The sequence below is a fragment of the Pseudoalteromonas sp. MMG013 genome (assembly GCF_018100885.1).
GTDB classification, from domain to species: Bacteria; Pseudomonadota; Gammaproteobacteria; order Enterobacterales; family Alteromonadaceae; genus Pseudoalteromonas; species Pseudoalteromonas aurantia.
Genome location: NZ_JAGJEE010000026.1, coordinates 1 through 14,268, shown reverse-complemented (window position 1 = coordinate 14,268; position 14,268 = coordinate 1). Strand labels below are relative to the sequence as shown.

Sequence of the window (14,268 nt, the reverse complement as noted above, 5' to 3'; positions counted from 1 at the left end):
TGTACAATAATATAAAATAAATGCGATGAATATACTTTCAAGAAAGATAATCCCACTTGTCTTAGTTTGTTAGTGTTGTTTTCTAATTTGTATTACGGATTTGTTTGAGGAGTGATTTTCACTTCTCAATTTTTTATTATGTAATTATTGATTTAAACTTACGGTATTTAAAGGTGCAGCATTTATGTTGAAATTAGATAAACCTATTCCTAATAGGCTTTTACTGGGACTAGTACACTCTACAATTACAGGTATTGAAAAAAAAGACTGTTTTTATGATCAACTCCACTATGTAAATAGGAAGTTTATTGAGTCGAATTCTGATGAGTTTTTGGATATTGTGATCGATGGTTTAAAGGATCTTCATCCTGGTTTAAGTCGCAGTGATATTGCTTATGTAAATGATTTTGTTGCACCAGTAAACTTAGAAAATTCAGCGGTTAGACCGGTTTCAGAGTTAAACAAAGAGAACAAGTACCAATGGCATATTGATTCAATTGATCAATGGATGGGGCCTTGTTATAACTTATGGATACCATTGTATCGTCAAAAAGCCTTAGAAAAATTAGATGAAAAGCCTTTATTTGAAGTAATGACCGCGGAAGATGTACCGAGTTTGTACGATGAAGATTCATTTCCGAAAAGTAACTTTTTAATTGATGGAGAAACACAATCGCCAGATTACTTAAGTGTTGCTCAAGAGTTTACGTCGTTGGACATGCGTACTTTAAACGAAAGCTTTTTATATTATGATGCAAAAGGAAAAATCTCTACACTATCTAAAAGTGACATGAAAACAAGTTGTGTTGTTAAACCTTCATTGGGTGATGCTTATATTTTCAGGGCCAATCAATTTCATTCGTCAGGACCATCTCAATTTGAACGAATAGGCATTGCGGTTAAAGTAATTATTACTAATCCTAAATTTGGTTTTAAAGAGCATGATAAATTCAGATATCCACCTCCTTTTGCTGGGTGGGAAGGTTTATTTGCAGGTTGTTATGCACAATACAAGGATTTTACTTCTTTTAAAAAGTATCTTGATTTTAGCATTGTCGGTGAGCAAGTTGAATTACGAAAAAATCAAGAAAAGCTAGATAATATCAATATTGTATTAAGTGAAATTGCCCAAGAAATGCAGCATCTTGCGGATACAGGTGCTTATGCTCCTGAACCAGACAATGCCCAGCAAGAAGAAATGGAAATGGGCTTTTTGTAGGAAGATAAATTAGAGCAACAAAGATGTTACTAAGAGAGAGCTAGCTTCTTATAAATTTATTATTTAATAATATTAAAGTTAAATATAGCTAGGCTTATTTTTACAATAAATATCACTTTCCCTAAAATTAAATTGATGCTTTTACAAGTGTCGTGAGTTCTTTGTTGATAATTAGATAAACACACATGAATATTTTTTGGTTGTTCATCAACCGGAAAAACAAGGAATAATCAATGAATAATAAAGTGCTGGCGTCTCCGATCCAACGAGCGCATTGGAATCAGCTAAAGAATACGAATAAAGAACAATTAAATACTGCCGCTATTAGTGCTGTCTACCCTGGTATGCTAAATGCTCAGAGTATTGAAGCGTACTTACATCAGTTGGTCGGGTGTTTCGACATCCTCCGCACACATTATGAAACCGATGAATTGGGGGCGTTATGGCAGCACGTTGCCACCGATATACCAATTCATTTTTCTACTGTGAATTGGCACGGTCTGAATGAAGATGAGGTCACTGAGCAAAAGAAAAAAGAGTCAAAAACACCGTCAATTAGCAGTGTAACTGTACCGTGGATACGAGTTGTCGTGGCAGAAATGGTCGATTCATGTTGGTTTCACCTTGAAGTTATGGGGTTGAACACTGATGTTTTCTCACTGAATTATTTGGCTGAATCTTTAATTGATGCAGGTAACGGCCGCCTTCAGGATGCACAAGGGCGATTACATGACGAGGTCATTCAATATGAAGATTTGGCACCTTGGTTAGGTGATTTCCTACTAGATGAAGAATTATTAGATGCCCGTAAATTTTGGTCTCGAGATAAAAGTGAGCGAGCGTTAGAGCAAAAGCTGTCGTTACAACGTTATGTTCAGGCGACAGAAAGTGTGTATGCGTTTGCTACGATGGCGCTAGATGACCTGTATGATCCCATTGCGAGTTATGCATTTACACATCAAGTGAGTATTGCAGAAGTGATTTGTGCTAGTTTGAGGCACACACTAAAAAGATACTCATCAGACGCGGTGCTATCAAGAGTATTTGATAGTCGTGCAGACTGTGATCTTGCCGATGCTATCGGACCGTTAAGTCGAACAGTGCCTTTATTTCCTGACATGGATGGAGTGTTTGATACCGCAATTAAACAGGAGCAAGCATTAAGTGAGCAGGGCGTTGATTATGGTGAATGCTTTATTAAAAGTCACGACCATGAAACTTCAGGGTTTAGTTTCATTTTTGATAGTATTGAAAGATCGTCAGCGTCGCACTGTGATGTTGAACAAATTATTAGTCTATCGGAAGCGTTAAAAATACAATTTATCTTTATTAATCAGGGGAAAAATAGCCGATTACAGTTTACATATGACACAGGTTATATGGATGAACAGGCAATGGCATATTTTGTAGCAAGTTGTAAAGCTGATTTAATAAAGCACATTGGTGAGGTACGTACTCAGGAGCAGCATGCTTATCAAGGCCGGGGTGACACCGTCGCAGCGAGTTGTCATTCAGTATTGGATCAGTTTACCAACATTGCAGACACAAAGGGTGGTTCTGTAATACAAATTGATGGCAAAAAGCATACGTTTGCTGACATTAATGACGATGCAAATCGATTGGCGAACTGTTTGATCGCCGCAGGTATAGGTCATGGTGATGTCATTGCGCTATGCCTTACGCGCTCTATTGAATTTGTTATTGCGATGCTGGGCATTATGAAAACAGGGGCCGCCTATGTCCCGGTTGACATTGATCTTCCTGCACAGCGTATCAGCGCTATGATACAAGATGCACAGGCCAGCTCTCTGATTTGTCAAGGGGATGTGATGGTTGAGGGGTGTCACTCGATTAATTATGCTGAGTTGGATTTGCATGAATATGATACTACAGCGCCTGCGATTAAGATTGCACCAGATGACTTAGCTTATATTTTATTTACATCTGGTTCGACGGGTAAAGCGAAAGGGGTTAGCATTAGCCACAAAGCGCTACTTAACCATATGACTTGGATAAACGAAGAGTTCAAGTTTAACTCTCAAGACCGCTTTTTACAAAGAACGTCAGCAAGCTTTGATGCCTCTATTTGGGAGTTTTGGAGTCCGCTAATGGTTGGTGCAACCATGGTAATAGCGCCACAGGCAATCAATTATGATCAGGCATTATTTAAACAGACTTTGACTGAACAGCATATTACGCGCATGCAGATTGTGCCTTCATTATTAGACTTGTTAATAGAATCAAACTCTGAATCACAGACATATCACTTAGACACTATTTTCTGTGGGGGGGAAGCGTTAAGAACCATAACAGCATTCAATGCAAAGAATGCATTCAATTGTGACGTTGTAAATTTATATGGGCCTTCAGAGTGCTGTATTGATGCACTCTTTTGGCGCTTTGATGAGCGTTTACAGACTGACTTTGTGCCAATTGGGTATCCAATTAATAACCTGAGCTGCCGAGTAATAACGGAAGGTGGCCAGGTTGCAGAGATTGGTGAATCGGGTGAGCTACAAATTAGTGGAGACTCGGTATTTTCTGGCTATTATGGACAAGATGAACTCACTGCTGCTGCGCTTGAGTACTGTGATTTAGCGTCTACCAAGTTCTATAAAACCGGTGATCATGTACAAATTTTAGCCGATGGTAACTTAATGTATCTGGAGCGACTTGATGATCAGGTGAAACTGAATGGATTTAGGATTGAACCTGAGGAAGTATCCATGTTTGTCATCAATAATGGTTTGTCGGAACAAGCACAATGTAAGGTGGTCGGTAATAGTTTGTCTCTGTTTTACATTGGTGCCAAGGTGTCTGAGCAAGAGATCATCCTGAAATTGAAAGGCGCGTTACCTGAATATATGGTACCAACCCAATTGATCGAACTAGAAGAGTTTAGCTATTTATCAAATGGTAAGCTGGATTCGAAAGCGTTGGTGACATTGGCTTTAAATTACACAAGTGCGGATTATGTGATGCCATCAACGGATGTGGAAACTAAGTTGGTTGCTATTTGGCAAGAGCTATTGGATACGTCGATGACGATAGGGACATCTCATGACTTTTTCAACATTGGGGGGCACTCATTGTTGGCGATGAAAGTACTTAATCGTATCCAAGAGCAATTTGAGGTCAATATTAGCGTCCGAGTGTTATTTCAAAATAAAACAATTGCCGAATTGGCAGCGTATTTAGAACCAATGATCTTACTAAATGCAACACACGATAGCGAAGTAAGTGAGATGGAGGGAGGATTATTATGAATGTTGTAGATTTATTGAAAGAGGCCAATAGTAAGGGCATTATACTTTATTTAGAAAAAGGTAAGTTAGCTTTTAAAGCGCCTCCCGGCGCGATGGATAATACGATTAAAGCACAAATAGTGGCCATGAAAAGTGACATTGTTGAATTGTTAGAAGAATACGCCACGTCGGGCGCACCGCAGTTAAAAGCAAGGCCGGCACAAGTTGGAGATTCAATAATCACGTCCTATGCACAACAAAGACTTTGGTTCATAGATAGCTTGCAAGGGGGATCGGCAGAGTACAATATGCCGGTCGCTTTTGAAGTAAAAGGTCAGCTGGATCTATCGATATTGTCGCGTGTATTTACCACCATTTTAGAACGTCATGAAGTGCTACGTACTGTGTACGTTGCTGAAGCCGGACGTGCACATCAATATATTCGTGATGTATCTGACATTGATTTTGAGATTAAAGTAGAAGACTGCACTCATTTGAGCGATGACGCGCTTACTGTCGCAGTGAACGCCATGATAAGTCATGATATGGACCAGCCATTTAATCTAAAAGAAGATTTAATGTTGCGCGTCAGCTATGTGAAAAAAGCATCTGATTCAGGTGTACTATTGTTCAATATGCATCATATTGCATCGGATGGATGGTCTACGGAAGTATTGATCAAAGAATTTCTTACCTTATATCATGTGTATAGTGAAGGGCAGGAAAACCCATTACCACCACTGGATATTCAGTACGCAGATTATACTTATTGGCAAAAAGAATATTTAGAGGGGGAGGTGTTAGATAAACAGTTAAATTATTGGGAAAAGCAACTTCATGACGCGCCAATGATACACTCATTACCGTGTGATTATCCGCGACCCAAAACAAAGCAACATATCGGTGCCATTGTTACACATGAGCTTTCAAGTAACCTTGCGCAAGGTTTGTTAGAATTGGCTAAAAATCATAATTTAACACCTTTCATGCTTGTGCATAGCGCCTTGTCATTGCTATTGGCCAGACACAGTAATAGCGCTGATATTGTGATTGGTACACCAATAGCAAATCGCCTTCAAGCTGAGCTAGAGCCGATGATCGGCTTATTTGTTAATACACTTGTGCTGCGCACTAACACGCATCATGAGACGCTCTCTCGTTTTTTCGAACATATTCGATTGGTGAATTTGGATGCTCAGTCAAATCAGGATGTGCCATTTGAACAATTGGTAGAGCGCTTAAAGGTACCAAGAAGCACAGAACACAGTCCGCTATTTCAAATCATGCTCACGACGAACAGTGATTTTGGTGTTAATAGTGATAGCAATGCCCAGTGTTTTCAATTACCAAATGTCGAATTACAGGCGCATCAATCAGACCTTATTCAGTCTAAGTTCGATTTAGAGCTGAATGTGAGTATTAATGAGCAAGGTGTGAGCTTAAATTGGATCTACGATGTGAGCTTGTTCTCAGAGTCTCACATAGCTCAGTTGAACACGCATTTGTGTGAATTGTTAAATAATCTCAGCCATATGGACGTTCAGGCAGAGCAAGCACCTCATACTGTGCCAATTTTACCTCAAGAAGAAGTTCATCATCTTGTCCATACGCTCAATAGTACGCAATTAGAGTACCCTAATGAACAGTGTATTCATGAGTTATTTGAAGAGCAAGTCGCAAAAACCCCAGAGGGCGTTGCACTGACCTTTGAGAATGAATCACTCACTTATAAACAACTCAATGAAAAAGCCAACCAAATTGCTCACTTCTTACAGATAAATCATGGTGTAAAGCCTGATACATTGGTGGGGTTATGTGTGGAGCGCTCATTGGAAATGGTGATAAGTATACTGGGTATTTTAAAAGCTGGGGGGGCTTATGTGCCACTTGATCCTACACACCCCCAGTCGCGACTCAATGATATTCTAGAGGATACAACACCGGAGGTTGTACTAACTCAGGCTCATTTGACAGATAAATTGTCTAGCGTTGAGGGTAAGCTGCTGATACTGGATCAGGAGGTCGATGGCGAGTCTATTTTTACCGAGTATTCAATTGATAACATTGATAAGGCATCAATAAGCTTAACGTCTGAAAACTTGGTGTACGTAATTTACACGTCAGGAACAACTGGTAAACCAAAAGGGATTATGGTTCAGCATAAAGCCTTAATTGCGCGGAAAGTAGGGTGGGATGAGATATTCGAAATTGATAAGAAGCCGCTCACAGTGTTACAAATGGCTGGTTTATCGGTCGATATTTTGTTGGGCGATATTGTTAAGGCGCTATGTAGTAATGGTGGCAAGCTGGTTATTTGTTCGTACCAAACGCTGATATCTCCGAGTGATCTTCATGGACTGATAGAGCATCACCAAGTGAGCTACGGTGATTTTGTGCCAAGTGTTATTAGAGTGCTGACTAGTCACTTATTGGAGAATAAAACCCGATTAACGAGCTTTCAGCATATATCGATTGGGTGTGAAGCATGGAAAAAAGAAGATTTAGCATTACTCACGCAAGTCATTGATGAAAAAACAAACGTTTACAATTTATATGGACAAACGGAAACCGTCATCGATACGAGTTACTATAAAGCGAATTATCAGGATATGGCGCAAACTAACATGCACTCAATGCCATTGGGTACACCGTTTCCAAATACGTCACTTTATGTATTAGATGATAATTTGCAGTTAGCACCGCAAGGTGTCTCTGGGACGCTGTATGTGGCAGGTGATGGGTTAGCGATGGGGTATTATAATAACACGGCACTGACGAATGAAAAGTTCGTACAAAATCAGAGCCAAGATCTCACTGGAAATGTCTTATATTGCACGGGAGATCTCGTCCGTTATTTGCCTGATGGTAATTTAGAGTTTATTGGCCGTGCAGATGACCAAGTTAAAATTCGGGGTTTTAGAATAGAGTTGGGTGAGGTGGAGTCACAGTTAATCGGATTGACTGATATTGATACTGCACTGGTGATGGCCAAAGAGTCATCAACGGGTAAACAGCTGGTAGGGTATATTAAACTAGATGGTGAATTTGAACACAGCACTCAGTTAGATATTGTTACACGTACTAAAGCATCACTAAAAGCCAACTTGCCAGATTACATGGTGCCTGGTGCGATTATTGTGGTGGATACTTGGCCACTGACGTCAAATGGAAAAATAGATAAGAAAGCACTCCCAGATCCAGATTTGTCGCAGGATGAATATAGTGCACCCACAACGGATATGGAACGTAATTTAGCCGATATTTGGGCACAATTACTTAACCTAGACGCCACTACGATCAGTATCACAGCAAACTTTTTCGAGTTGGGGGGCCATTCTTTGTTAATTAGTCGATTAATCGCCTCTATTGATAGTGAATATGGTGTGAGTGTGTCTATTAAAGACGTATTTGGTAACCCGACAATTCAGCATATTGCTGAGAAGGTTATTGAATTGCAAGCGTTAACCGAACCCGCAGTCGTACCAACGGTGTCTGAAAGCAAGAATTCAATAGTGATATAAAAATAATGTATAGGTGCCTCTAATCGCAGGTTAAAAAATATTGTCTTTAACCGTATTGCTTTGATTGAGCAATACGGTTTTAGGCTACCAAAGAAAAAGCCAACGAGGCTTTGCGGTTGTTGGTAGATGTGTAGCATGCGCTATTTGATTTCAGGCACAGACAACTTTTAACGGGACATGTATTTGTCTTAGGAGGGAAATATGGAATTGAGAAAAGAGTGTAGCTCTATAATTAATATGAGCGACAGTGACACGTTAAGCACCAGTGTCGTTTTGGTTTTATCAGAGCTTGAAAAAAAGAAAATAGAAAAGATTATTGGTGAACATCAGTCTGTTGAATCAGACGATGGTGCAGAGATTATGTATAGCTATTTAGAGACATGGACTAAATTTCCAGAGAGAATTAAAAAGAAATTACTGGAGTTTAAGTTCAAAGGTAATACGAATAGCTATTTGCTGTTAAAAAACTTGCCTCTACAAGCTGGTCTGTGTCCTACCCCACCTAAAAAACATGATGTAATTAGCCGAGAACGTGATTTTGCTGCGTTGTTACAATCGGTTGTATCGGTCTCTCTAGGCTACTTGTACAACTTTAAAGATAAAATAACCAGTGGTTTAGTGGATGATGTTTTTCCTATAAAACAAGATTCTAAGAAACAAGTTGGGACGAATAGTGTGTTTCTTGAATGGCATGTAGAAGATGGTTTTCATGAGATGAAAGCAGATTATGTGTCGTTGCTTTGTTTAAGAGAAGATCACAAGGTACAGACGTACTTGATGCCTGCGCGTCATCTTAATTTATCTGATAGTGACGAGCGGCAACTGAGCAAATTTGACTATTTAATTTGGGAAGATTTGACGTTTATTAATGATGGCGAATTGCAAAGCAGTAAAGTTCAAGTGTTGGATGGCACCTCCGATCCTGAGATAATTTACGATCCAGCCTACATGGAGGCATGTAGCAATGAGTCTAAAGATGCAATGGCTGCTGTCAAAGAGTCGATTGTTAAAAATTGCATCTCGTTATCTTTGGCTGAGGGAGACTTACTCATTTTTGATAATCGCAGAGTTGTACATTCCCGTAATGCTTATGAGCCGAAATTTAATGGTGAAGATCGATGGCTTTTACGAACTTTAATTGTTGAGAGCTGGTGGAAAGCGAAAAATAAAAAAGTAAGCTCAACATTATTTGTAAATTAAGTCTTATTTAACCTCAGGTTTAGATAAGGGTTTTGGAATAGAAAATGTTTTGAAAACAAACTTACGTACAATCCAATGATGATATTTTGTTCAATATCAAGGCGCTTTTATGCAGTAATAGCAGGCTATTACAAATGAAAGTAACGCCGAGAATGAGAAAAATAGCTTTATTGGGCAAATTCGCTTATCCAGAGCTGAGGTTATTTAGCATGAGTAAAGTGAGCGGTGAACTGAGCTGTTCACAGTGTTGTATTATCTGCTATTTAAGCAATTAATCATAACAGTGGCATACATGTCATAGTTTGCTTTACACAAAAGGTTACCTGTTATGGCAGTACATTACACAGGTAACCTCCATTAAAAATAAGGTTATTCTAGAGACTAAGGATAATGTAACTCCACCTAATTTAGCATAGATCTTGCGTAGAATTATAAGTGTGATTTATAGAGTTCGTTTCAATCTGGCGACCTCTAAATTGTGTTTGTAATTGGGATCTCAACCCCTTTCATTTTTAACATTATAGCGGTCTAAAATTTCATCTGAGAAAGGAGTTTTATTCGAGACCATGAAATACTTTTCCATTGGTGTTTTGCCTTTGAGAGCGCTATGTGGTGAGTATTTCAGTGCTTGAGGAGTTATAGTTGCAAGTGCCAATTAATGGATAGTTTCGAATCTATTCACTATCCACATTATAAAGATGGTGAGAAAAGAAACAGCAAAGCACAATATTGACTATATAGATAAAAAGCACAATTTACATGCAACTAAGTTGATGAAAAATCATGGCTGGCAAGAGGTAATCCGGTTAGCGTAACGTGAATGATTGGAGCAGGCCATATTTAAAAATCGCCTGCTTACGCTATAAATGAACCCACGTCTTGGTAATATCACCTCACATCAGCTTCAAAAGGGTATTGCTTTTTAAATTAAATTAGCGGTAAACTAAGAAGTACTCGCTTTAATGTCAATATTGTTTCCTACGCAATTGTGTAGAATCTTAGTCCAATGGATGACTTTTGCTATTGGTTTATCGGGTAAACACTATTGGTGCGAAGAGCAGATAAAAAATCATGCTAACCCAAACTATATCTTGATGTTGTACGTAAGGGGATCATGTCTAATAGGATTGTTATCAAAAATTGATGATATTTTGAGAAGTAAAAAAGCAATGTTTATTGTCGTCAAGGGCGTTAAATATAAATATCGGTGATTTATAATTTATTCAAACACGACTAAAGCGACCATAAGAGTGCCATAAGGTGAGTCATAAGTTGATGCAATTAGATATCAGTTAAATGCTAGGTTCCTATACAGTGGTTGTTGTTTATTGAATAGAATAAGAACGTACAAAAATCGAAACTAGGCAACAGTTGTGCGTATTTTGGCATTATTGCTTTTGTGAAGCTTTGTTTAGTCGATGTTATTACAACAGTTCACATTAATTTATGGGTATGAGAAATTGAAAGAGGGTAAATGAGCAAGTTAAGCTTTAGCCGAGAAGACTTAAAAGCATGCTCATTATTTTTTTAGTTATTGGAATTTACGTGGCAGCTGCGACATATCGCAACGGATAGGATGAGCGTCACAACACATTATTATAGATGTAATATCACGATTAAGTTTTGTTCGCAGTGTGGGTAACCGTCATTAAGAATAGGGCTATTTTAAATATTAAGGGTAGAGTTTCAGTGGAAAATATTAAAGACTTGATAGCGGAGTGTTCAGAGGCGCTATTCTCATTTGAAGTAGTTGATAATGATCAATTAAAGGTAGGCTTTGACAGTGAGCAGCCAGACCCCGCACTGATCCAACGGATAAAACAGCACAAAGAACACATTGTTTATTATATAAATACCAACGGATATAAAAAGATAATTAAGCATCCCACTCACGAAGTGAACATCCCGTTATCGTATTCACAGCAACGACTATGGTTCATTGATAACCTTCAAGAGGGCACAACAGAATATAATATGCCCATCGCTTTTGAGGTGTCGGGAGAGTTGGACCTCCCCTTATTAACCCGAGTGTTTAGCACCATCATTGAACGTCATGAAGTACTGCGCACGGTATATCGGGAAGTGCAAGGAGAGACATATCAGGTCGTTCGAGCGATGTCTGATGTTGATTTCAAGATTACACAGGTAGATTTAACCCATCTCACAGGTGAGACGTTAACGTCAGAAGTAGCAGAACAAGCGACCCGATTGACCCGTCAGGTATTTAACTTAAAACAAGACGTGATGCTTCGTGTCGGGTATATCAAACAGACCCCAGAGTCAGGTGTACTACTGCTGAATATGCACCACATCGCTTCCGATGGTTGGTCAATGGAAGTACTTCTAAAAGAGTTTTTTACCCTCTACCATGCTTATAGCGAAGGCCTAGAAAGTGGATTGGCCCCGTTAGATATTCAATATAGTGATTATGCACAGTGGCAAAGAACCTATTTAGAAGGGGGAGTACTTGAAAAGCAGCTCAATTATTGGGAGCAACAATTAGCGGATGTACCCGCAGAGCATACTCTGCCTTTAGATAAAGCCCGTTCAAATGAAAAAGAGCGTAATGTAGCGATTGTGCAAGGGCAGTTATCAGCGCATATTGCAACCCAATTACAAGCGCTAGCAAAAGCACATCAATTGACCCCTTTTATGTTATTACATGGTGCGCTTTCATTATTGTTGGCTCGGCACAGTAACAGCTCTGATATTGTTATTGGTACCCCAGTTGCAAGCCGGTTACAGTCAGAGACAAACCCTTTGATTGGGTTTTTTGCCAATACATTGGTGCTCAGAGCAAATACCAATCATGATACGCTGAGCGCATACTTGTCGCATATCAGGCAAGTACACTTAGATGCGCAATCAAATCAGGATGTGCCTTTTGAGAAGCTTGTCGAACGTTTAAATATCCCCCGTAGTTCATTACACGGCCCTTTATTCCAGATAGTCATGACCACCAATAGTGATTATGGTATTCACGATGACAGCAGCACAAAGTCATTTCAATTGCCTCATGTTGAGTTACAAACCTACCAGAGTGACTTTATTCGCGCTAAATATGATTTAGACATTGATATGAGTCTCAGTGATATGGGGCTGGGCTTAACATGGGAATATGATACCAGTTTGTTTACGCATGCCCATATTACCCAGCTAAATCAGCATTTATGTACACTGTTATCTACATTAAGCACATTGCAAGCACAGCCTGAGTATGCCATTCATTCTTTACCTATGTTGGCGCAAGAGGAAGTTTACCACTTGACTCATACATTAAATGAGACATCAGTGGCGTACGATAAAACAGCCTGTATTCATACCTTATTTGAGCAGCAAGCCCAACAGCAACCAGATAAGGTTGCGGTGGTCTTTGCAGATAAAATGCTGACGTATAAGCAGTTGAACGAGCAATCAAATAAAGTGGCGCATTACCTACGGGAACATCATGCTATTGGGTCAGACAGTTTGGTAGGCTTGTGTGTGGAACGCTCGCTGGAAATGGTGATAGGAATTTTAGGTATTTTGAAGGCCGGCGGCGCATATGTGCCATTAGACCCAAGTTACCCACAGGCGCGTTTGAACTACATGCTAGAGGATGCAGAATTATCCGTGGTATTAACCCAAGGCGATACCGCGCAGCAACTAGGGGGTTTTACTGGTGAGCTTGTTGCATTAGATGATAAAACACTCTTTGAGCATGTATCGGCGGACAATGACAAGAACTCAGAGGTGTTATCGCGGAATTTGGCTTATGTGATTTATACATCAGGTTCAACAGGGCAGCCTAAAGGTGTGATGGTAGAGCACCAAGCATTGTTTAATCGGATCCACTGGATGCACAATAAGTATGGGATGACTGCGGATGATAAAGTGCTGCAAAAAACCCCTTACAGCTTTGATGTGTCGGTGTGGGAGTTTGTGTGGACATTGGCATATGGTGGGCAGCTTGTGGTGGCTAAACCCGATGGCCATAAAGACCCAGAGTATTTGTGTGATTTGATCCAATCTCAAGGGATCACAAAAATGCACTTTGTGCCTTCGATGTTAGGGGTTATTTTAGAGCATAACGAGTTTAAAAATAGTGGCAGTGTGAAACAAGTTTTTTGTAGTGGTGAAGCGCTACAACAGGGTCATGTAAAGGCATTTAGAGACAACTTACCGACGGCTGAGTTACATAATTTATATGGTCCGACGGAAGCGGCGATAGATGTGAGCTATTGGGATTGTGCGGGTGACATTAGTCGTGGTGTTCCGATAGGAAAAGCCATAGATAATATTCAGTTGATGGTGTTAGATCCGCATTTAAATGTGGTGCCACAGGGTGCGATAGGAGAGCTGCATATCGGAGGGGATGGATTGGCGCGAGGTTATTTAAATCAGCCGACCTTAACCGCAGAGCGGTTTATTGATAACCCTTATTTAGAAGCGGGTTTGCCACATAGTTCACCGCGATTGTATAAAACAGGTGACTTAGCACGCGTTAGAGAAGATGGTGAAATAGAATATCAAGGTCGAATCGACCATCAAGTGAAGATCCGTGGGCTACGTATAGAGTTAGGAGAAATAGAGCATCAGTTAGGGAATGCGCCTTTGGTTGATTCTGCATTGGTGTTGGCCAAGGAGGTAGCGGGGTCAATGCAGTTGATAGGCTATGTCAAACCAACAGATACGCGACTAGAAGATGATAAGGGTACCTTTGTAGCGGATATAAAAGCGTCACTGGGTCGTGCTGTACCAGAGCATATGGTGCCGAGTCTAATTGTGGTTGTAAGTGAATGGCCACTTACATCGAATGGTAAGGTAGATAGGAAGGCTTTACCAGCGATCGAGAGTCAGACTTTAGAAACAGAGTATGTTGCCCCGCAAACAGAGACTGAATTAGGGCTGGTTGAGATTTGGTCTGAGTTATTAGGCATTGAAGCGACAGGTATTAGCAGCACGGCAAACTTTTATGCGTTAGGGGGTCACTCATTATTGAGTATTCGTTTGATGGCAAAAATACGTCAGCGCTTTGCAGTTGAATTACCGGTACAAGTGATTTTTGATGCCCCAAATTTGGCCGCATTGGCACAGACATTGG

General features: G+C 39.9%; 5 protein-coding genes. All 5 read left to right on the top strand.

Translation table 11 applies throughout. The features are described from left to right. The first annotated feature begins 184 nt into the window (after positions 1-184). Positions 185-1,219, top strand: a complete 1,035-nt coding sequence (locus J8L98_RS18680; RefSeq protein ID WP_210997685.1) for a hypothetical protein — start codon at positions 185-187, stop codon at positions 1,217-1,219. A 233-nt stretch (positions 1,220-1,452) separates the two neighbouring features. Next, positions 1,453-4,485, top strand: coding sequence for an amino acid adenylation domain-containing protein (locus J8L98_RS18675; protein ID WP_210997684.1), 3,033 nt, complete (start codon positions 1,453-1,455; stop codon positions 4,483-4,485). Next, the gene (locus J8L98_RS18670; protein ID WP_210997683.1) at positions 4,482-7,985 is read left to right on the top strand and encodes a non-ribosomal peptide synthetase; all 3,504 of its coding nucleotides are present in this window, start codon (positions 4,482-4,484) and stop codon (positions 7,983-7,985) included. The genes J8L98_RS18675 and J8L98_RS18670 overlap by 4 nt, the downstream gene beginning before the upstream one ends. Before the next feature lie 201 nt (positions 7,986-8,186). After that, a complete protein-coding gene (locus J8L98_RS18665) occupies positions 8,187-9,185 on the top strand; it encodes a TauD/TfdA family dioxygenase (RefSeq protein WP_210997682.1) in 999 nt (332 codons plus the stop codon). Positions 9,186-10,874: 1,689 nt separating this feature from the next. Beyond that, positions 10,875-14,268, top strand: a 3,394-nt coding sequence (locus tag J8L98_RS18660) for a non-ribosomal peptide synthetase (protein WP_210997681.1), incomplete at its 3' end; no start/stop codon positions are given.

Excerpts from the sequence above, each read along its gene's own strand:
- J8L98_RS18680 (WP_210997685.1), top strand. The coding sequence starts at position 185 with ATGTTGAAATTAGATAAACCTATTCCTAATAGGCTTTTACTGGGACTA.
- J8L98_RS18675 (WP_210997684.1), top strand. The coding sequence starts at position 1,453 with ATGAATAATAAAGTGCTGGCGTCTCCGATCCAACGAGCGCATTGGAAT.
- J8L98_RS18670 (WP_210997683.1), top strand. The coding sequence starts at position 4,482 with ATGAATGTTGTAGATTTATTGAAAGAGGCCAATAGTAAGGGCATTATA.
- J8L98_RS18665 (WP_210997682.1), top strand. The coding sequence starts at position 8,187 with ATGGAATTGAGAAAAGAGTGTAGCTCTATAATTAATATGAGCGACAGT.